This window comes from Lutibacter flavus, assembly GCF_900188355.1.
GTDB lineage: Bacteria > Bacteroidota > Bacteroidia > Flavobacteriales > Flavobacteriaceae > Lutibacter > Lutibacter flavus.
Genome location: NZ_FZNX01000001.1, coordinates 310,706 through 332,947, shown reverse-complemented (window position 1 = coordinate 332,947; position 22,242 = coordinate 310,706). Strand labels below are relative to the sequence as shown.

At 29.4% G+C, this 22,242-nt stretch carries 18 protein-coding genes; 14 read left to right on the top strand and 4 right to left on the bottom strand.

From position 1 onward, the window contains the following. Positions 1 to 20 precede the first annotated feature (20 nt). The gene (locus CHB63_RS01420) at positions 21 to 1,646 is read right to left on the bottom strand and encodes an ABC-F family ATP-binding cassette domain-containing protein (RefSeq protein ID WP_089376652.1); all 1,626 of its coding nucleotides are present in this window, start codon (positions 1,644 to 1,646) and stop codon (positions 21 to 23) included. A 175-nt stretch (positions 1,647 to 1,821) separates the two neighbouring features. Between CHB63_RS01420 and CHB63_RS01415 the strand changes: the two genes are divergently transcribed. The 4 genes from CHB63_RS01415 to CHB63_RS01400 all read left to right on the top strand — a co-directional run bounded on the left by CHB63_RS01415 (position 1,822) and on the right by CHB63_RS01400 (position 9,369). Continuing rightward, positions 1,822 to 3,213 (top strand): hypothetical protein, encoded by a 1,392-nt coding sequence (locus tag CHB63_RS01415; protein WP_089376651.1) that lies wholly within the window; start codon positions 1,822 to 1,824, stop codon positions 3,211 to 3,213. 92 nt (positions 3,214 to 3,305) lie between these two features. Continuing rightward, positions 3,306 to 5,126 (top strand): DEAD/DEAH box helicase, encoded by a 1,821-nt coding sequence (locus CHB63_RS01410; RefSeq protein WP_089376650.1) that lies wholly within the window; start codon positions 3,306 to 3,308, stop codon positions 5,124 to 5,126. A gap of 282 nt (positions 5,127 to 5,408) precedes the next feature. After that, positions 5,409 to 6,308, top strand: coding sequence for a serine hydrolase (locus CHB63_RS01405; protein ID WP_089376649.1), 900 nt, complete (start codon positions 5,409 to 5,411; stop codon positions 6,306 to 6,308). Between the two features lie 241 nt (positions 6,309 to 6,549). Beyond that, positions 6,550 to 9,369, top strand: coding sequence for an Npt1/Npt2 family nucleotide transporter (locus CHB63_RS01400; RefSeq protein ID WP_089376648.1), 2,820 nt, complete (start codon positions 6,550 to 6,552; stop codon positions 9,367 to 9,369). A gap of 10 nt (positions 9,370 to 9,379) precedes the next feature. Here CHB63_RS01400 and CHB63_RS01395 read toward each other — a convergent pair whose 3' ends face one another. The 3 genes from CHB63_RS01395 to rocD form a co-directional block, all read right to left on the bottom strand. Beyond that, a complete protein-coding gene (locus CHB63_RS01395) occupies positions 9,380 to 10,639 on the bottom strand; it encodes a serine hydrolase (RefSeq protein WP_089377544.1) in 1,260 nt (419 codons plus the stop codon). A 1-nt stretch (position 10,640) separates the two neighbouring features. Further along, entirely contained in the window at positions 10,641 to 13,547 is a 2,907-nt protein-coding gene (locus CHB63_RS01390) for a PEP/pyruvate-binding domain-containing protein (RefSeq protein WP_089376647.1), read from the bottom strand. 205 nt (positions 13,548 to 13,752) lie between these two features. Further along, positions 13,753 to 14,988, bottom strand: a complete 1,236-nt coding sequence (gene rocD, locus CHB63_RS01385; RefSeq protein ID WP_089376646.1) for an ornithine--oxo-acid transaminase — start codon at positions 14,986 to 14,988, stop codon at positions 13,753 to 13,755. 262 nt (positions 14,989 to 15,250) lie between these two features. Here rocD and CHB63_RS01380 point away from each other — a divergent pair, with 262 nt between their 5' ends. The 10 genes from CHB63_RS01380 (at position 15,251) to CHB63_RS01345 (ending at position 22,032) form a co-directional block, all read left to right on the top strand. After that, positions 15,251 to 15,679, top strand: coding sequence for a c-type cytochrome (locus CHB63_RS01380; RefSeq protein ID WP_089376645.1), 429 nt, complete (start codon positions 15,251 to 15,253; stop codon positions 15,677 to 15,679). A 75-nt stretch (positions 15,680 to 15,754) separates the two neighbouring features. Further along, positions 15,755 to 17,164, top strand: a complete 1,410-nt coding sequence (gene rlmD, locus CHB63_RS01375; protein WP_089376644.1) for a 23S rRNA (uracil(1939)-C(5))-methyltransferase RlmD — start codon at positions 15,755 to 15,757, stop codon at positions 17,162 to 17,164. 2 nt (positions 17,165 to 17,166) lie between these two features. Further along, positions 17,167 to 17,622 carry a DUF6452 family protein gene (locus CHB63_RS01370; protein WP_089376643.1) on the top strand — a complete coding sequence of 152 codons (456 nt, stop codon included), beginning with the start codon at positions 17,167 to 17,169 and terminating at the stop codon, positions 17,620 to 17,622. Continuing rightward, positions 17,588 to 18,280, top strand: coding sequence for a DUF6048 family protein (locus tag CHB63_RS01365; RefSeq protein WP_089376642.1), 693 nt, complete (start codon positions 17,588 to 17,590; stop codon positions 18,278 to 18,280). The genes CHB63_RS01370 and CHB63_RS01365 overlap by 35 nt, the downstream gene beginning before the upstream one ends. Positions 18,281 to 18,314: 34 nt before the next feature. Further along, positions 18,315 to 19,262 (top strand): isopenicillin N synthase family dioxygenase, encoded by a 948-nt coding sequence (locus CHB63_RS01360; protein WP_089376641.1) that lies wholly within the window; start codon positions 18,315 to 18,317, stop codon positions 19,260 to 19,262. After that, on the top strand, positions 19,259 to 19,429 hold the full coding sequence (locus CHB63_RS17030; protein ID WP_141107235.1) for a gliding motility protein GldL: 171 nt from the start codon (positions 19,259 to 19,261) through the stop codon (positions 19,427 to 19,429). Before CHB63_RS01360 ends, CHB63_RS17030 begins: the two co-directional genes overlap by 4 nt. Positions 19,430 to 19,441: 12 nt before the next feature. Then, positions 19,442 to 19,792: a translation initiation factor gene (locus CHB63_RS01355; RefSeq protein ID WP_089376640.1), complete on the top strand. Its 351-nt coding sequence runs from the start codon at positions 19,442 to 19,444 to the stop codon at positions 19,790 to 19,792. 90 nt (positions 19,793 to 19,882) lie between these two features. Next, on the top strand, positions 19,883 to 20,755 hold the full coding sequence (locus CHB63_RS01350; RefSeq protein WP_089376639.1) for a nucleoside phosphorylase: 873 nt from the start codon (positions 19,883 to 19,885) through the stop codon (positions 20,753 to 20,755). Positions 20,756 to 20,804: 49 nt separating this feature from the next. Beyond that, positions 20,805 to 20,966, top strand: coding sequence for a hypothetical protein (locus CHB63_RS17075; RefSeq protein ID WP_176420188.1), 162 nt, complete (start codon positions 20,805 to 20,807; stop codon positions 20,964 to 20,966). A gap of 133 nt (positions 20,967 to 21,099) precedes the next feature. After that, positions 21,100 to 22,032, top strand: a complete 933-nt coding sequence (locus tag CHB63_RS01345; RefSeq protein ID WP_089376638.1) for a peptidylprolyl isomerase — start codon at positions 21,100 to 21,102, stop codon at positions 22,030 to 22,032. The last annotated feature ends 210 nt before the right edge of the window (positions 22,033 to 22,242 follow it).

Below are 22,242 nucleotides of genomic sequence, written 5' to 3'. Positions count from 1 at the left end.
AGCAATTGCTCCCTTTTTTATTATTTATACATCTTTTCTCTTAATTCCTTAATTTTTGGATCCTCTAAATATTCATCAAATGTTGAATATCTATCTATAACACCTTTTGGTGTTATTTCAATTACTCTATTAGCAACCGTTTGTGCAAACTCATGATCATGAGTTGTAAATATAACAGTTCCCTTAAAATTACTTAATGAATTATTAAAAGCTTGGATAGTTTCTAAATCTAAATGATTTGTTGGTTCATCTAACATTAAAACGTTTGCCCTCATCATCATCATTCTAGACATCATGCATCTAACTTTTTCTCCTCCAGAAAGTACATTACATTTTTTAAGTGCTTCTTCCCCACTAAAAATCATTTTTCCTAAAAACCCTCTTAAATAAACTTCTTCTCTTTCCTCTTCAGTTTTTGCATATTGACGCAACCAATCGACCAAATTTAAACTTGAATCTGTAAAAAATTCCGCATTATCTAATGGTAAATACGATTGATTTGTGGTAACACCCCATTGAAATTTACCCCTATCTGCATTTAAATGACCATTTAAAATTTCATAAAAAGCAGTTACTGCTCTGGAATTTTTAGATATTAATGCAACTTTATCTCCTCTATTTAAGTTAAAATGAATATCATTAAATAAAACTTCTTCTTCTGTAGCTTTAGATAAATGTTCAACATTTAATATTTGATCACCTGCTTCTCTTTCTCTTTCAAAAATAATTGCAGGGTATCTTCTACTTGATGGTTTAATTTCATCAATATTTAAACGTTCAATCATTTTTTTTCTACTGGTTGCTTGTTTAGATTTTGCAACGTTTGCAGAAAAACGACGAATAAACTCCTCTAATTCTTTCTTTTTATCGTCAGCTTTTTTACTTTGTTGAGCTCTTTGTTTTGCAGCTAGTTGACTTGACTCATACCAAAATGAGTAATTACCAGAATAATGTGTAATTTTTCCAAAATCAATATCAGAAACATGCGTACAAACTGCATCTAAAAAGTGACGGTCATGCGATACAACTATAACTGTATTGTCATAATTTGCTAAAAAGTTTTCTAGCCAACCAATTGTCTCAAAATCTAGGTCGTTAGTAGGTTCATCCATTATTAGCACATCTGGATTTCCAAATAATGCCTGTGCTATTAAAACTCGTACTTTAGACTTTCCGTCTAATTCCGACATTAATGTATAGTGCATTTCTTCTTTTATCCCCAAAGAAGATAATAATGACGCTGCTTCACTTTCTGCATTCCAGCCGCCCATTTCTTCAAACTCAGCTCCTAGTTCTCCTGCCTTAATTCCATCTGCTTCAGAAAAATCTTCTTTTGCATAAATGGCATCCATTTCTTTTTTTAAAGTGTACAACTTATTATTTCCCATTAAAACTGTATCCAGCACCGGAAATTCATCAAAAGCATAGTGGTCTTGGGATAAAACCGACATACGTTTTCCTGGTTCTAAATGAACCTGACCCGAAGTTGGCTCAATTTGATTTGAGATAATTTTTAAAAAAGTTGATTTACCAGAACCGTTGGCTCCAATTATTCCATAGCAATTTCCTATGGTAAATTTTGTATTTACATCATCAAACAAAACACGTTTACCGAATTGTACAGATAAATTTGAAACTGAAAGCATTGTATTTTTATTTTTTTATTTTGCGGTGCAAAAGTAATAAATTAGATTAACTAATATTTATTTAATTTGTGCAAATAATTTTTAACAAAAAAATAAGTGTTCAAACATTTAATTTAACAAGTCATTAACAACCAGAACCTAAAGATGTGCGTATTTTTGCTCTAATCCTAATCTCATGAAATATATAGTTAGCAGCATATTAACCCTTTTAATTTTTAGTTGTAATTCATCTAAGAATAATGATGTTACAACTTATTTTGGAGGTCAAATAATAAATCCAAAATCCAATTTTGTACTATTCTTAAAGAATGATAAAATAATAGATACTTTAACATTAGATAGTCAAAACAGATTTATTAATTCATATAAATCATTAAATGAAGGTTTATATACATTTAAACATGGAATTGAATTTCAATATGTTTATTTAGAGCCAAAAGATAGTATTTTAATAAGGTTAAATACCTGGGATTTTGATGAATCTATTGTATATAGCGGTAATGGAAGTAGTAAAAATGAGTTTTTAATAAATTTATTTTTACAAAATGAAAAAGAAGAAAAAGCTATGTATAAATATTTTAGCTTAAACGAAAAAGACTTTCAATTTAAAATTGATTCTTTAGCTTTGGAAAGAGAAAATATTTATAATGAATTTACAACCAACCAATTAAATGTTTCTGACGGTTTTAAAAAACTCACAAATACTGCAATTCATTATCCATTATATAGGTTAAAGGAAATATATCCATACTACTATAAAAAAGCACATAAACTTTCTAAATTCCCTAAAGTTTCAGAGAACTTTTATAATTATAGAAAAAGCATAAATTTAAATGAAGATAACTTGCTTTCTTTTTATCCATACAGAAATTATGTAATAAACTATTTATACAATTTAAGTTATCAAACTAAAGAAAAGGATAGTTCTAAAAATAATATTACTATAAATATTTTAAATTCTATTATTGAAAATGTAGAATTAGAAGAATTCAAAAACATTTTATTAAAAGGTATTGTAGTTGAAGATTTCTTAAAAAGTGAATCAACCTGCTCGATAAATCAAGAAACTTTAAATGTCTTTATAGAAAATTGTACTGATGAAGAATATGTTTCTCAAGTTAAAAATTTAGTAAATGATAGTAAATTTGTTTTAAATAACAAACCGTTAAACAATTTTGAAATCGAATCTTATAAAGGTGAAATTTCAAATATTAGTGATGTTATAAAAGATAAAAATGCAGTAGTTTACTTTTGGTCAGCAGAATATATGTCGTTTGATTATTTGGTAAAACGAATTCGATATTTAGAAAAAAACAATCCTGAAATGTTGTTTATCGGAATAAATATGAACCCCGGTTTTCAAGATATAGCAACAGAACCTAATTTAAACTTACTTAATCTTAGTAAGCAATACAAACTGACTAATGACAGTTATGCGCATCAATATTTAACCAGTAGATACCCTAGAACAATAATGATTAACAAAGAAGGTATTGTTTCAAATGGTTTTACCTATTTAGACTCTCCAAAATTTAGTTCAGAATTGATTAAACTACAATTAAATTAAATATTTGTTTTTTGCTTTATAATTAAGCGTACCTTTGCACGATTTTTAACCGGTTTATAGATGGGCATCTGTAGATCAATAATTTATACAGAATGACAACATTTAAAGACCTAGGGCTTAATGAAAATATCATTAAGGCTCTTACAGATTTGGGATATGAAAATCCTACAGAAATTCAAGAAAAAGCAATTCCACAAGTAATTGCATCAAAAGAAGATTTAAAAGCATTTGCACAAACAGGTACTGGAAAAACTGCAGCTTTTAGTTTGCCAATTTTAGAACAAATTGACACTCAAAGCAAAGATACTCAGGCCATTATTTTATCTCCAACACGTGAATTAGCTTTGCAAATAGCAAAGAATATTGAAGAATTTGCAAAACACATAAAAGGCTTTAACGTTACTGCAGTTTATGGTGGAGCGAGTATTGATGATCAAATAAGAAAACTTAGAAAAGGAATGCACATTGTTGTTGGAACTCCTGGTAGAACAGTAGATTTAATAAACAGAAAGCAATTAAAACTTAATAACGTTCAATGGCTTGTATTAGATGAGGCTGATGAAATGTTAAATATGGGTTTTAAAGATGAATTAGATAAAATTCTTGCTGTAACACCTAAAGAAAAACAAACATTACTATTTTCTGCTACCTTCCCTAGAGAAGTTGAAAGTATAGCTAAAAACTATATGACCAAGCCAGTTGAAATTACTTCTGGTGAAAAAAATAAAGGATCAGATCAAGTATCCCATCAATATTATGTTGTTTCAGAAAGAAATAGATACAATGCTTTAAAAAGAATTGCAGATGTTAATCCTGATATTTACAGTATTATCTTTTGTAGAACACGTAGAGAAACACAAGAAGTTGCTGATAAATTAATAAAAGATGGGTATAATGCTGATGCACTTCATGGAGATTTATCTCAAGCTCAACGTGATAGTGTTATGGGTAAATTCCGTAAAAAAGTATTACAAATTTTAGTTGCTACAGATGTTGCCGCAAGAGGTTTAGATGTTACTGATTTAACGCACGTTATTAATCACAAATTACCAGACCAAATAGAATCTTATACTCACCGTAGTGGTAGAACTGGTCGTGCTGGAAAAGAAGGGATCTCTATTGCCATTGTTACTGCAAGAGAGAAAGGAAAACTACGTCCTATTGAAAGAATGATTGGTAAAAAATTCGTTAGCACACCTGTTCCTACAGGTAAAGAAATTTGCCAAAACCAGCTATTAAAGTTAATTGACAAAGTTCATGACATTAAAGTGAACGAAACTGAAATAAATGAATTCTTACCGTCTATTTATGAAAAATTAGAAGGCTTAGATCGTGAAGAATTAATAAAAAGATTTGTTTCTTTAGAATTCAATACCTTTTTAACTTATTATGAAAATGCTCCTGACTTAAATGACAGTGATCAAATGAGAGGTTCTGATAGAGGTTCAGATTCTAGAGGAAAAAGAAGAGATGATGAAAATATGACTCGTTTCTTTATTAATGTAGGAAGAAAAGATAAATTAAATCCAGCTAGATTAATTGGATTAATAAATGACCAAAAAATAGCTAAAAATATAGAAATTGGTCAAATTGAAATTTTAGATACTTTTTCATTTTTTGAATTAGATAAGAATTATAAAGACCAAACAATTTCTGCTTTTCAAGAAGGTGATGTTAGTTTTGAAGGAAGAAATGTAAACGTTGAAATTACTGAAAAGAAACGTTCCGGAAGAAGCGGTGGAGGCAGAAGAGATCGTGATGAACGCGGAGAACGTGGAGGTAGAAGCGGTGGAGGAAGACCTAGAAGTAAAGATAGAAAATCAGGTGGGGATTCTAGTGGTTTTGGAAGAAAACGATCTGATAGTAAAAGTGCATTTGGTAATACAAAGCCTTCAAAAAGAAGAAAAGGATAGAAATCTATTCAATATAAAAAAAGCGGCCAATGGCCGCTTTTTTTATATATATTATTTTTAATTACTATTTGCTTTAACGCAATCTTTTTATACTTTAAAAACCTTTTTCAGAATATTTTTTAAAAAATCAAAATAAAAATTAACATTTTTTTAAACTATATTTTGATATAAAGGCATATATTAAAACACAATCTTATTTTATTCATAACTAAAAATTTAACATTTTCTGTGTCAAAAAAATAAATATATTTGACATCAATAATAAACAATATAAATCCCTAAATGAAAACATATCAATTATTTATAGTTTTACTATATTTTTTTTCTTTTCCTATTTTGGCACAAAATGAATTGCCAATACAACAAAATAATTTAAACTTGAAACCTTTAAACAGTTTGTCCAGTTCGTCACTTCAAACAAATTTAGAAAAGGAATTGAATTTAATTCCGAAATGGAAAACCTTAATGTCACAAAATAAAATGGCTGTTGGGGTAATTGATTTGAGCAATCCAAAAATTGCAAAATATGCAAGCATTAATGGAAACCATATGATGTATGCTGCAAGTTTACCTAAAATCTCTATTTTATTAGCAGCAATGGATGCTATTGAAAACGGTGAACTTATAGAAACTAAAGAAGTTACTAATGATATGAAATTAATGATTAGTAAATCGGATAATCATGCAGCAACTAGAATGATTGATAGATTAGGTTATGCCAAAATTGCAAGTGTAATGACCAGTGAAAAATATGAATTATATGATGAAGAAGACGGCGGTGGTCTATGGGTTGGAAAACGCTATGGTGGCGGTGGAGACACAAATAGAGAGCCACTATTAAATTTAAGCCATGCTGCTACTGTTAACCAAGTTTGTAGATATTATTACTTATTAGCTAATGGAAAGTTAGTTAGTAGTGATCGTTCAAAGCAAATGTTAGATATACTTGAAAACCCAGCCCTTCATCATAAATTTGTGAATACACTAGACCAAATTGCTCCAAATGCAAGGTTATTTAGAAAATCAGGATCTTGGAGAAATTTCCATTCTGATTCAATATTAGTATGGGGAAAAGACCCTAAAAGAAGATACATCCTTGTTGCTCTTATAGAAGATGAAAGTGGTGAGCAAATTATTAGAAGTTTAGTAAGGCCAATTGAAAAAGCACTTAAAAAAGCATAATTCAAAACTTAAAAACATACCGAATAAAGCCTTACTAATTTTAATAAATAAGTAAGGCCTTATTCTTTTAAACTCTTTATTAAAACGCTTATTCTTCTTTTGCTTCATTAAACCTTTGGCAAACATTTATAGATTCAATATCTTTATAAAATAGGTGTAAAATTTAACATAGACTTATTTAACATTGAAAGATAACTTGTTATCTTAACAACAAATAATACTTAAGTAATATACTTTATAAATGTTTAACATTATTCCGCTAAAAAAATATATTTTAAAAGCTTTTGATCTAAAGGATGACGAGCTCAAAAAAACCTTGTTATTACAATTAAATATTTTTTTACTTATTACTACATTACTTATTATTAAACCCACAATAAATTCTCTTTTTTTATCAGAACTTACATCCGCTGCTTTACCATTAGGATATGTTTTAACTGCAATTATGGCCATTGTAGGCTCTTATTTTTATGATAAAATTTTAGAGAAAAATTCATTAAATAAAGTTATTGAAGGAACCTTAATGGGATCCGTAATTTCATTAATTATTTTTGGTATTGCATTTAAATTCAATATTGCTGGTGGTTTACTTTTATATATCCCATACATTTGGGTTGCTATTTTTGGACTGTTAACGGCTTCACAATTTTGGATTTTAGCAAATCTTGTTTATAATGTTAGGGAAGCAAAACGTGTTTTTGGTTTTATTGGAGCTGGTGCAATTGCCGGTGGAATTTTTGGAGGATATTTAACTTCATTTTTGACAACTTTTATAAGAACAGAAAGCTTATTATTTGTAGCCGTAATTTTACTTGCAGGTTGTTTACCTATTACTAAATACATTTGGAAAAATGAAGTAGTTAAACTAAACTCGTTCCAAGTATCCTTTAGGTCCAATCCAAAAGGAGAATCACCATTTAAACTAATAAAACAATCTAAATTACTTAGTTTAATTGCCATTGTAATTGGCTTGAGTGTTTTAGTTGCAAAATTAGTGGATTATCAATACAGTGATTATGCCTCAAGACTAATTGATGACCCAGAAAAATTAACTTCATTTTTTGGTTTTTGGTTTTCAACATTAAGCCTAATTTCTCTTTTAATTCAATTGTTTTTAACCCAACGGATTGTTGGTACATTTGGAGTAGGGAAATCATTATTTTGGCTACCTTCAGGTATATTAATTGGATCATTCTTATTACTATTCCTTCCGCAATTATGGGTAATAATTGCCATTAAAGTTGTTGATGGAAGTTTAAAACAATCTGTGAATAAAGCAGCTACCGAGTTACTTTCTATTCCAATACCAATTGATATTAAAAAGAAAACCAAAACATTTACAGATGTAGTTGTTGATAGTATTGCAACAGGTTTGGCAGGTTTTATTTTAATCTTTTTTATTAATGGGTTAAACATCTCTTCAACCTCAATAAGTCTAATAATTATTACCCTGATTTCCGTTTGGATTTATTATATATATCACCTTAGAAAAGAATATATTATTTCATTCAAAGATTTGCTGGAAACTTCTCATTCCAAGAAGGAAAAAACAGCAAAAAAAGAAATACCAATTACTTCAATAATTGAAACTGTAAAAAAAGTTTTTAAAAATGGTTCTGAAAGCCAGATTAGACATATGCTTGAAAAAACGTTGGAAGCAAAAGATGAACGTTTTTTTCACTCAATTAAAAAATTATTAAATCACGATTCGACAAAAGTAAGAGCACTGGCAATTGAAAATTTATATTATTTAAAAACTGAAAACCTATGCTCTCAAATAGAATCAATGATTTATGATAAAGACCAACAAATAACTACAGATGCTTTTAGATATTTATTAAAGCATTATGATAAGGATACTATTGAACTTTTTAATAAATTTTTAAGCATAAATGATATTACTATAGCTAATGCCGCATTAATAGGTTTATCTTTAGAACTAAGAAACAATCATTTATCACAAGAACGTTTTAGTTTAGAAAACAGGTTAAAACAAGCATTGATTCAATGGAAATTTATTGATTCCGAAGAGGAAAAAACGAATAAAATGATAGCCATTATAGAAGCAATTGGAAATTCAAAATCAGAAAATTTTTATGACATTTTACAAGAACAACTGGCATCTAAAAATTTAAAATTACAAATTACAGCCATTCTAAGTGCTGCTAAAACTCTGGATCAACAATTTATCGATTTAATTATAGACCATTTATCTGGAAAGGATACTAGAAAAACAGCTATTGATGCGCTATATAGTTATGGTGTACCAATTATAGATATTTTAGTGAAAAAAGTTAAAAGAGAAACTATTGATCTAGAAGATGCCACTCATGCAATAGCAGTTATTGAAAAGTTCGCTTCTCAAAAAGCAATAAGTGCACTAAAAAAATTAACAGATGGAACAGAGCATTCTGTTAAAATAGAAGCCATAGAAGCGTTAAAAAGACTAAAATGGAAATACCCGAATTTACATATAAAAGATAGATTTATAGTTGATAAAATATTAGATGAATGCTATCTTTATCAAGATACACTTTCTGTAATTCATTCTCAGATTGTGATTCAATACAAAAAGAAAAATATTTCAGAAGAAAATATAGAGATCACTAAAGCCCGAAATGGTTTAATTCGATTACTGGAACAACGTTTAGACCGTCAATTGCAGCGAATATTTCAATTTTTAGGAATTAAATATCCACCAAATGATGTTGAACCAATTCTAAATATTATCCTAACAGGTAAGGAAGAACAGCGCATTCATGCTATTGAATTTTTAGATAATATTTTAAATATTCAACTTAAAAAAGAATTGATTCCAATAGCTGAATCTATTTTAGTTGATACTATTTCAGAAGAAAAAATAAAAAAGCTGAACTTACAAGTTTACAGCGAAGAGGAATGCTATCGTTCTTTATTGAGTAGAAAAGACATTAAACTAAAACAGGCTGTATTATACTTAATAGAAAAAACCAACGATAAAAAATTTATACCCTTGGTTGAAATTGTTTTGGATGATAAAAATGAAAATATAAGAAATAAAGCTTTAGAAATACTTTCCTAATAATTTTCACCTACTTATTAATTAGTTTATCAATACTTCCTGCCAAATACATATGATCACTAGCAGAATTTTTGCGCAATACATTTGTCATTAAAACCACCATATATTTACAATTATTTGGATGCTCAACAATAGCAACTGAATTCATGAAATTTTGAACATTTCCCATATATTTTCCACAAGCTTCACCTTTACTTCTATCACATTTATACAAACTCCCCGATTTAAAATAAACAGCCGCATCCTTTAATGCTGGTGAATATGCATATCTAATTCTCCTATCTGTCATGTACATTAATCGTTTCATTTCTAAGCTAGATTTTTCATCTACAACCTTTCCCTGTTCTAATTGCACTAGAAATTTCATTAATCCAATAGGACTTCCAATACTACCATCTTTACTTCCAATAAAATTATTTGCACCTCTTGTAAAAAAAGTTCCTAAACGCCATTCTTCAAAAGTAATTCCAAGTTTTCGTAATGGTAAATTAACAACATCGTTTCCTAGGTCTGTTAATTCTTTTTTAGGTGTGTTTTTAAAATAAGTATCTGCACCTTCTTGAGTTAAAGCTGGATAATCTTTACCAAAAGCAGCCATTAATATCGTTTCTCTCCAAACAATACTTGCAGCACCATTATTGCTAACAGACGTCATATGATCAGTCCATTCAAACAAGCTAAAAACATCACTTGCAATCACTTGTCGTTTTACCAATTTATTAGTTTCAGTATTAAAAATTGGAACTGTATGTTCGTCAGTTAACCCCCACAAACCAGCTTTTACAGATTTTGTTTTTATCAACTCAATGCGTTTTTCAAAAGAATCAGGATAAATTATCTCTAATTGAGTAAATAAACCAATTAGAACAGCCAATTTCCCTACACTACCTGGCTGATAGCCTGCAGTTTCATTTCTAGCAGCATATCTTATATTATTTACATCTGAAATATCTATAACTGAAAGAGAGTAACTTTTATCCAATCCATAAAATAACCCATTAATCTCTTTGTTGAATTTTTCATCTTTAACTAAAAACTGCGCTGTACTATCTTTCTTTTTTGAAGTTAAACTTAATGCGATTTCATTGTAAGATTTTAAGGCGCCTGCAGGTAAATTTAAATTCTCTTTTATTTCACCACTTTTTATGCGTTCTAATCGTAATAATCGTTTAATTCCTGTTCGCGCATAACCATCAATTGGGTAAGGGTTTAACCCAGTAAAAGTCCAAGACAACACTAAAACGATTGCAATTTTTAAATAATTCTTCATTTTATATTTTTTTAGATAGTAATACTTCCTTGTTTTTATCAATTTTTGGGGTAATTGATTCTAAGTACCCAGAACTTAATGCTTTTTTGTTTTCAACAAACGGACGAATTTGAAACAACCACAATTTATTATTCTTAAAACCAAGTTCCACATCATAAGCACCTATATATTCGGCATTTACTTCTTTAGCCATTTTTTTTCGTAAATTCTCAGCTAATTCTCTAATCTCTTTTATGTTTTGTTCATTTAAAACTGAGTTTTCAAAAGTTGCAGATTTTTTAGCAGTTCCACCAGTAGTTGGCAAACTATTATAATCTGATTCTCTTGCCGGAGCAATTAATTTGACAGTTCCGTCAGCTCCTAATTCATAAGCCTCTGCAGATTGTCCATCTACGGCACCACCAGCGCCTCTGCTAAAAGCAATGGTTAAATCTTTTGAATTTCCTGAATTTATTCCAGTTGTTATCATAACTCCAGAATAATCTACATCAACACTTGGAATTACCAAAATTGAAGGAAACACATTTTCTGGATTTAACAAATATTTTTGACGCCATTTAAAACTTCTTTCTGTATAAGGTGAAGCCCATACATCTTTTATTCCCTGAATAATTTTATCTTTTGCAACAACATTAAATAAAGTTAAATTTAAACCCGCTCCTGAAAAATCTTTTAGATCTTCCATATTCGTATCACTTCTTAAGAACACAGGTATTTCACCTAATTTTTTTCCTAAAACAGCTAAAAATTCATTTTCTAATTGTGTAATAAAACTTGCTTGAATCGGCATTTTCTTAATAGCATCACGCAAAATCTCTAGCTGCTTCAATTGAAATTTCTCTACTTCTATTTCCGAAATAGAATTTGAACGTTGCCTATCAGCTTCTAAAAACATATTGGTTAAAAAATTCCAATATGAAATATTTTGGTCAGGCATTTGCTGATTCATGTGTGATTTAAAAATTCCAAACGGAATTACAACACCTTCCACAACTTTATCTGGAAACATTTTTTTCAATTGTCCCAAATTAGCTGCTTTTGGTCCGCATAACTTACCAGAATCCTTCGCATCAACATTTCTCATATTTAAAATGCTATTCACATCTAACCGAATATTTTCAACAGGAACGGCAATTTTAGCTTCATTTCTTTCTTTTTTGGAAAACAACCCTTTTTCTTCCAGAGTCATATCTTTCTCTAATTTCAAAATAACATTTCCTTTATTTGAAACCGCATAAAACACTTTTTGCCCGTTGAACTTTTTTAAACTTTGAAGATTATCATCAGACAACGCAGCATTTGGAATTCCTAAATTACGTGCTAATAATTGAACGTGAGAAACTAAATTTCCTTCTGCAACAGTAGCAATTCCTCCTACAGGTTTTAAATCGGATGGTGGTTTTTGAAAAATATAAATTTTGTTTGAAGAAACCTCAACACCTTCCGGAGATCCATCAATTACAACCAACTCACCAAAAGCGTATCCGGGATTTAATCCACGAACTGAACTTTGACTTGAAATATTTAGTACTTTATTTGTTAAAGAAGATTCAGTTGCTATAATGTCACCCAAATCAGCTACAGATTTCCCTAAATGTAAAGCTACAGAACTTCGTATTTTATCATCAATAAAACCATAAGATTTTGGTTCAAAACCATTATAAACATTAACAATTTCTTCATAGGTTGCTTTTACCATAGATGCGCTCCACTCTACTTCACTCCTAGCCGATTGTAAAATTGTTGTTAGCTCATTTAAACTAAGTGAGGTTGAATTTTTCGGTTTTAAAACGGATTCAATTTTATTCCATTCCCAAAGTTCAATGTAACCAGCTCCAGCAGTTGCCACTCCTAAATAATAGGTTTTACTCAATAATTCTTGTATATCCTTTGGCTGCCATTGCGATGCATTTTTAAAAACAACTTCTTCTAATTTTAGAGAAGCATCTAATAATTGAATTCTTGCTAATGCTCTCTTTTCAACCAAAATTGCTTTTCTAATTTCTAATAACAACTTAGCCGACTCCGAAACCAAAATAGCAGGATTTATTTCTGCTCCATTTTTTACTGAAAATTCCTTTATTACACTTCCAATTGGTGTGTTTTTAACAAAACTTGTTTTTTGAGGTAAAGCACTTATATCTATTGGCTTGTAATAATTATTCATTGTCACAAGTAACTCATCAAATTTCAAATTTAACGCAGTGGTTAATTTTGAAGCATTTTTGGTTTTAAATTGTTTTACTTTTTCAATATCAACAAATTCTGGTTGTCCGTGAATTTTCACTCGTAAATCCATAAATTGAGGAAATGAATCTGACAAAACCTTCGATTGACTTCTCATTAATTGAGCAACATTATCATCTCCTTTATGAGGAATATCTTTTAAAGACTGACGAATTAAAAAGAAATTTTTAGTGATGCTCGTATCTCCCGTTAATAACCATTTATAAAAATATACTCCCCAAGTCTCTTCATCTTCAACCTGAACAGCACCTCTGTAATATTGCGCTTTTTGTAAAATCCAACCATCATCAACACTTCTTAAGTACTTATCTAATTGATATTGTTTTAAACGCGAATTGTGATTTTGAGAATCCCAAAATTCTTTATTTGAAGTATAAGCTAAAATTTGTCCTAAAAACACATGATTATTTTCACCAATATTCTCAACAATATCTTTATATCGTGCATGTTGAACACCAGAACCAATAGAATCCGGACAAGGATCTTTTGGCATTCTTATACTTCCATCTTTACAAAACCAACGAATATCTTTATAAGGACCTCTTAATTCTTTTTTGAAAGTTGCTATTTGCTCTTTAATATACCGATTACTCAATTCTTGAGAAAAAATTGATACCGAAAATAGACAGACAAGAAAACTGAAAAGTACTTGTTTTTTCATTATTAAATTAATTTTTAGACCTATAGATTTATTTTCAAATATAGTGCCATATTTGATACAAAATACATACTCTATTAATAGTTAAAATTAATAAAGTTATAATTTAAACTATTGCTATTCAACCTATTAATAATGAAATTCCTTTAACAACAAATAAAAAAAGCGGCTAATTGCCGCTTTTTTTTTATAAATGCTATTCAAAATATTAAAATTCTGAAATTGTTTTTTTAATTATTGAAACACAATCTAACAATTGCGCTTCGTTCATTACCAAAGGAGGTGCAAAACGAATAATATTTCCGTGAGTTGGTTTTGCTAATAAGCCATTATCTCTTAATTTAATACAAATATCCCAAGCAGTTGAGCTATCTTCTGAATCGTTTATTACAATTGCATTAAGCAACCCTTTACCTCTAACTAATTTTACTAAATCATTAGAGTCTGCAAATTTTTGGATTTCACTTCTAAATAATTCACCTAGTTTTTCCGAATTTTCTGCAAGAGCTTCATCTTTAACCACATTTAAAGCAGCAATTGCAACAGCACAAGCCAATGGATTACCTCCAAAAGTAGAACCGTGTTGACCCGGTTTAATAACATTCATTATTTCATTATTTGCAAAAACTGCAGAAACGGGATAAACCCCTCCACTCAAAGCTTTACCTAATATTAAAATATCTGGTTTTACATTTTCGTGATCTACAGCTAATAATTTTCCAGTTCTGGCAACACCTGTTTGAACTTCATCAGCAATAAATAAAACACCATATTTTTCACATAATGCTTTTGCACTTGCTAAATATCCTTCAGAAGGAACATAAACACCAGCTTCACCTTGGATTGGTTCCACTAAAAAACCTGCAATATTATTACTTGATTGCAAAGCATCTTCTAATGCTTGTAAATTATCATAATCAATTTTTATAAAACCTGCTGTAAACGGACCAAAGTTTTTACGTGCATCCTCATCATTAGAAAATGATATAATAGTAGTTGTTCGTCCGTGAAAATTATTTTTACATACTATAATTTCTGCTTTATTTTCTGCAATGCCCTTTTTTTCATATGCATATTTTCTGCATAATTTAATTGCTGTTTCAACTGCTTCTGCACCCGTGTTCATTGGTAAAACTTTATCGAAACCAAAATACTCGGTTACAAATTTTTCATATTTACCTAAAACATCGTTATAAAAAGCACGTGAGGTTAATGTTAAAACACTTGCTTGTTCCTTTAAAGCATTAATAATTGAAGGATGACAATGCCCTTGATTTACAGCCGAATAAGCTGATAAAAAATCGTAATATTGTTTACCCTCTACATCCCAAACATACACTCCTTCCCCTTTATTTAAAACTACAGGTAATGGATGGTAGTTGTGAGCTCCATATTTATCCTCTAAATCTATTGCTTGTTGCGATGAAATTGTTTCTGAAACCATCTTTTAAAAAATTAAAAATTGAAAATTATCAATTCCTCATTTTAAGGAGAGAAATCATCCTTGTTAGGCCGCAAATTACAAAATATATTAGATATTTGAAGAGCTAAAATTGAATTTGACTAACTCAATATGATATAATATTACCTACTTATAAAAATATTTTGCAACTCTCACTAATTTCTTTGATATTTTTGACATAAAATTCACAATCTTAATAATAAATGAATAAATTTGTAGTAATCATATAATTAAATTTAAAAAAATGAAAAAATCTGTTTTAGTATTAGGTTTAATCGCATTGTTTTTAACAAGCTGCGGAGAAAAAAAGAAAGAAGAAGTTAAAAAAGAAGTTGAAACTCCTGTTGAAACCACAAAAGAGGTAGCAAAAGAAAAAGTTATGAATTCTGATGATTTCGTGGTTTTAGGTAAACAACTGTTTACTGATAAAACATGTACAACTTGTCACCAAGCTGATGCTAAAGTTATTGGTCCTTCAATAAAAGACATTAACAAAGTATATGCAGAAAAAGGTGGTAACATTGTAAAATTTTTAAAAGGAGAAGCTGAAGCAATTGTTGATACAGATCCTGGGCAAGTTGCAATAATGAAAGCTAATTTAGATGGTTTTGTAAAAGACCTTTCTGGTAATGAACTTGCTGCATTGGCGGCTTATATGCGTTCAATAAAATAATTTATCAAAAAATATATTTAAAAGCATCTCTAAAATAGAGATGCTTTTTTTATGTTAAAATAGTACATTTGCAAAATGGCAAGAAAAAAAACACCAACTATTTTTGAAAATATAGAAGTAATAGATGCTGGAGCTCGAGGAAAAACAGTTGCAAAAGCACCTGATGGTCGTGTTATATTTTTAACAAACACAGTACCAGGTGATGTTGTTGATATTAGAACAGGTAAAAAAAGGAAAGCCTATTATGAAGGTACGGCAATTAAATTTCATAAATACTCAGATAAACGTGTAGAACCTGTTTGTGAACATTTTGAGCATTGTGGTGGTTGTAAATGGCAAAATATGGGCTATAATCATCAATTAGCATATAAAGAAAATGAAGTTAAAAATAACTTAATAAGAATCGGGCATTTAGATTTACCCGAAATTACACCAATTTTAGGATGCAAAAACATTTATTTTTATAGAAATAAAATGGAGTTTTCATTTTCAAATAGCAGATGGTTAACTCTTGAAGAAATAAATTCAGGTGAAGAAATTGACAATCGCAATGCTTGTGGATTTCATATTTCTGGAATGTGGGATAAAATTTTAGATGTTCAAAAATGTCATTTACAAGAAGATCCTTCAAATGATATTCGTAATTTTATAAAAGATTATGGAATTGAAAACGGGTTAGAGTTTTTCAATCCAAGAGAAATGTCTGGTCTTTTACGTACAATAATGCTTCGTATATCTTCAACTGGAGAGATTATGGTAGTTATCCAGTTTTTTAAAGAAGATAAAGTAAAACTAGAAGGTTTATTAAACGCTCTTTCTGAAAAATTCCCTCAAATTACATCGCTTCAATATGTAATTAATGGAAAAGGAAACGATACTTTATATGATCAAAATATTATTCTATTTAAAGGCAGAGATCATATTTTTGAAGAAATGGAAGGCTTAAAATTTAAAATTGGACCAAAATCATTTTATCAAACAAATTCAGAACAGGCATATGAACTCTATAAAATCACAAGAGATTTTGCTGGTTTAACAGGAAATGAAACTGTCTACGATTTTTATACAGGAACAGGAACTATCGCCCAATTTGTTGCTAAAAAAGCAAAAAAAGTAATTGGTGTTGAATCTGTACCAGAAGCTATTGAAGATGCCAAATTAAATGCACAATTTAATAACATAGAAAACGTTGAATTTTATGCAGGTGATATGAAAGATGTTTTTAATGATAATTTTATTAAAACTCATGGTAAACCTGATGTTATTATTACAGATCCACCAAGAGATGGAATGCATAAAAATGTGGTTGCTAAAATTTTAGAAATAGCACCAAAACGCATTGTTTATGTTAGTTGTAATTCAGCAACTCAGGCACGTGATTTATCATTAATGAAGGAACAGTACACTATTATTAAAACACAAGCTGTTGATATGTTTCCCCAGACGCATCATGTAGAAAATGTGGTACTATTAGAATTAAAATAATTATGAAGAAATACTTTTCAATAACCATAATTTTAGCTCTTATTTTAATATTGAGTTGTGAAAAAGATGATATCTGTTTAGAGAACACTACGCCAAACTTAGTTTTAAAATTTTATGATATAAATAATGATACGTTAGCAAAACCCGTTACATCACTAACTGTTTGGGCGAATGAATTAGATACTATCTATTTAGATAAACCTTTTGATTCTATAATTATTCCACTCGATTTTAATTTAAATAAAACCAATTACAAACTTGTTTCTAACAAAATTGTAGACACAATTTATTTTAGCTATGAAAGAAATGATATTTTTATATCTAGATCTTGTGGTTATAAAACAATATTTGAAAATATAGAAATTGATAGTTTCACAAATAACTGGATAAAAGGATTTAATATTAATAATACAATTATTGACAATGACACAACGGCACATATTAATATTTATCATTAGTATTATTATCAATTTTACGGCAAATTCTCAGCAAAAACAGGATTCCTTAAAAACCAAAGTTAGTTACGGTATTAGAGTTGGAGTTGACATAAGCAAACCAATAATCTCATTTATAGATAGTGATAATAAAGGTTTAGAATTAACTGGTGATATTAAATTTTCTAATAATTATTATGCTGCTGTAGAATTAGGTTACGAAGATGCGTTAAAAACTGAAGATTATTTTAATTATACTGCTAAAGGTTCTTTTATAAAAATAGGTGTTAATTACAATGCCTATGAAAATTGGAAAGGAATGAACAACGAAATTTATGTTGGTACTCGTTATGCTTTTAGTTTATTTAGTCAAACACTAAATAGTTACACTCCAAATTACAGCGGAATCTATTTTAATGCTGAAGAAATTACACCAAATACAGAGTTTAAAGATTTAAATGCACACTGGATAGAATTTCTATTTGGAATGAAAGTCGAAACATTTAAGAATCTATATTTAGGAGCGCAATTCAGTATTAAAAAAATGATAAGTTCTAAAGAGCCTGAAAATTTTAAAAACCTATATGTCCCAGGATTTAATCAAGTTTCCTCAAATGATTTAGGTGTTGGTTTTAATTATACCATAAGCTATAATATTCCAATAATTAATAAGTACAAATAATTTTTTAGTATTTTTAAGAGTTAAATAATTTTTTATGAAAAATATACCAAGTGTAGATTTATCTGATTTTTTATCTGATGATTCTAAAAGAAAACAAAAATTCATTAAAGAAATAGGCGAAGCCTATGAAGAAATTGGCTTTGTAGCTCTTAAGGGTCATTTTCTTTCAGACGATTTAACTGAAAGCTTATATAAAGAAGTGAAAAACTTTTTTAATTTACCAGAAGAAATTAAAGAGTCATATGAAATTGAAGGGATTGGCGGACAACGAGGGTATACTTCTTTTGGTAAAGAAAGTGCCAAAGGTAAAAAAGAAGGAGATTTAAAAGAGTTTTGGCATTTTGGACAAGAAGTTATTGGAAATGAAAAATTAAAAGCTGAATACCCAAAAAATGTGCTTGTAAATGAAATTCCTAATTTTAACAAAGTAGGAATGGAAACTTATAAAAAGTTAGAAAAAACCGCAATCTATGTTTTAAGAGCATTGGCTTTATATATTGGCTTAGAAGAAAACTATTTTGATAAGTTTGTTATTAATGGCAACAGTATTTTACGCCCTATCCACTACCCTCCAATTAAAGGTGAACCCAAAGGAGCTGAGCGAGCTGCAGCACATGGAGATATAAATTTAATAACATTATTAATGGGAGCTTCGGCATCTGGTTTAGAGGTTCAAAATAAAAAAGGAGAATGGATTCCGGTAACAGCCTTACCTGAACAATTGGTAATAAATGTTGGCGATATGTTAGAGCGTTTAACTAATAATAAACTGCGATCAACCATACATAGGGTTGTAAATCCTCCTAAAGAAGATTGGGGGAAATCACGGTTTTCAATTCCATTTTTCACACATCCAATTGGTGAAATGCCACTTAATTGTTTGCCAGAATGTATAGATAATATGCATCCTAAAGCATATGAAGATATTACTGCTGGTGAGTTTTTAAATGAACGTTTAAGAGAATTAGGCCTGTTAAAATGAAAATTAATAAAGTAATTACATTGTTCACTTTTGGTGTGTTTTTAATAATTGCTGGTTCAATTTTAAAATTCACAAATAATCCTCAAGCAAGTTTAGTTTTAGCCATTGGACTGGTTTTTGAACTTTTAGCTGGTTTATTATTTATCTGGAAAAAAATTAAAAAATAAGTCCAATTTCATATGGGAAAAAAGAAATTAAGCAGTTTAGAAGATTTAGGTGGATTTGTATTTTCTACAAATGATAATTTTGAATACAACCAAGAAGAAAATCAAGAAACATTAAAACCAAATCAACAATTTTTAGAGGCACACTTTTCAAACAAAGGAAGAGGTGGTAAAACTGTAACAGTTATTACTGGTTTTGTAGGTTCTGAATCTGATTTAAAAGTTCTTGGGAAATTACTAAAATCCAAATGTGGTGTTGGTGGTAGCGTAAAAGAAAATGAAATAATAATTCAAGGGAATTATAGAGATAAAATAATGGAAATCCTTAAAAAAGAAGGATATAACGTAAAAAGAGTTGGAGGATAACTTATGAAACGAGCATGCTAAAAAGTTTATCATCCAATAAAATGATAAATAGCGAACAGCATGTGACCATTAAAAAAATAATATTGACACATGAATAAAATTGCATCTTCAGAATTAATTCTGAACCCAAATGGAAGTGTTTATCACTTAAATTTAAAACCTGAAAACGTAGCTCAAAATATAATTTTTGTAGGCGATCAAGATAGAGTTCCAAAAGTTACTAAATACTTTGATTCTATAGAGTTTGAAACTCAAAAAAGAGAATTTAGAACAATAACAGGAGTCTATAAAGGAACTCGTATGTCAGTAATATCTACTGGTATTGGTCCGGATAATATCGATATTGTAATGAACGAATTAGATGCGTTGGTTAATATTGATTTGGAAAATAGAACCGTTAAAAAAGAACATGTGCAACTTAATATTGTTAGAATTGGAACCTCTGGTTCTTTGCAAAAACACATTCCAGTTGATAGTTTTGTTTTAGCAAAATTTGGTTTAGGTTTTGATGGAATGTTGCATTCTTATGATTGCGAGCATATTTTAGAAGCCGACTTTGAAGATGCTTTTATTAAACATACCAATTGGAGTCCAAGAAAAGCAAGACCTTACATTGTAAAAAATAGTGAGATTCTTGAAAAAAAACTTGCCAGTGATAAAGTCTTTATTGGAGTAACAGCTACTGCAGTTGGTTTTTACGGTCCACAAGGAAGAGTTTTGCGCTTAGCCCTACAAGACCCAAAACTAAATAGTAAAATAGATAGTTTTGAATTTAATGGTATTAAAATTACAAACTTAGAAATGGAGACTTCTGCAATATATGGTTTGTCAAAATTATTAGGTCATAATGCTTGTTCTATGAATGCTATAATTGCTAATAGAGCAAACGGAACTTTTAGCGAAAACCCTTATAAGCCAGTTGAAGAATTAATTATATATACTTTAAATAAATTATCTGTTTAAAATATTTTGTATATTTCGTCGTTCAAAATTAATAAAACCCCATATTAAAATGAAAAAATTAATAACTTCTTCTTTAGCAATTACGTTTATGTTGCTTTTATTTGCTTCATGCGGATCTTCAAAAGGTTGCGGATTAACTAGTGATGCCTCTAAAATTCAAAATACTACAACAACACTACCTCAAACTGAAATTATTGCTGAAGCCAAATAGATAAAATCTGTTTAAAAAATATTATATCCGTTTTTGAGTAATTTTAATATTAAATACTAAACTCAATAAATGAGCATATTACTTTCATATCAAATGAAAGTATGTATCTTTGCAACGTTTAAAAAATAAGAAAATGGAAAACGGATTATACGCAAAATTTAACACCTCAAAAGGTGGGATATTAGTAAACTTAGAATTTGAAAAAACTCCTGGTACAGTAGGTAACTTTGTTGCTTTAGCTGAAGGAAATTTAGAAAACAACTCAAAACCACAAGGAACTCCATATTATAACGGATTAAAATTTCATAGAGTAATTGCTGATTTTATGATTCAGGGAGGATGTCCACTTGGAACTGGAACTGGGTCTCCTGGATATAGTTTTGATGATGAATTTCATCCAGAATTAAAACATAATGTTCCTGGTATTTTATCAATGGCGAACTCAGGTCCTGCTTCTAACGGAAGTCAGTTTTTTATAACTCACGTTGCAACTCCTTGGTTAGATAATAAACATACTGTTTTTGGAAAAGTTGTTGAAGGACAAGATGTTGTTGATGCAATTGCTCAAAATGATATCTTAGAATCAATTGAAATAGTAAGAGTTGGTGAAGATGCTGAGAACTTTAATGCTGTTGAAGCTTTTAGAGTTTTTGAAGGTTCAAGAGCAAAAAGAGAAGAAGAAGCTAAATTAGCTGCTAAAGAAGCAATGGATAAAATTGCTGCTGGTTATGATGAAACTCCTAGTGGGTTACGTTATAAAATTTTACAAGAAGGTACTGGGAAACAAGCTAGTAAAGGTAGTGGTGTTTCTGTACATTATAAAGGTCAGTTAGTTGATGGAACTGTTTTTGATTCATCATATACTCGTAAACAACCAATTGATTTTACTATTGGTATTGGACAAGTGATTCCTGGTTGGGATGAAGGAATTCAACTTTTAAAAGTTGGAGACAAAGCTCGATTTGTTATTCCTTCGGATTTAGCATATGGAAGTCAAGGTGCTGGTGGTGTTATTCCTCCTGATGCAACATTAATTTTTGATGTTGAATTGGTTGATGTAAAATAATAATACATTACATAAATATTAAAAAGCATTGGCATAAAGCCAATGCTTTTTTTGAATATAATTAAATAAAACAACAACCAATTATGAAGGTCTATATTAAATTATCATTTGATAATTAGACTTTAATAATAGATTAAAGTTTAAAAAAACTATGATAAAAAAGAGAACACTGGAAAGTAATAGAGTTACCTTCCCAATAGTACAATATGT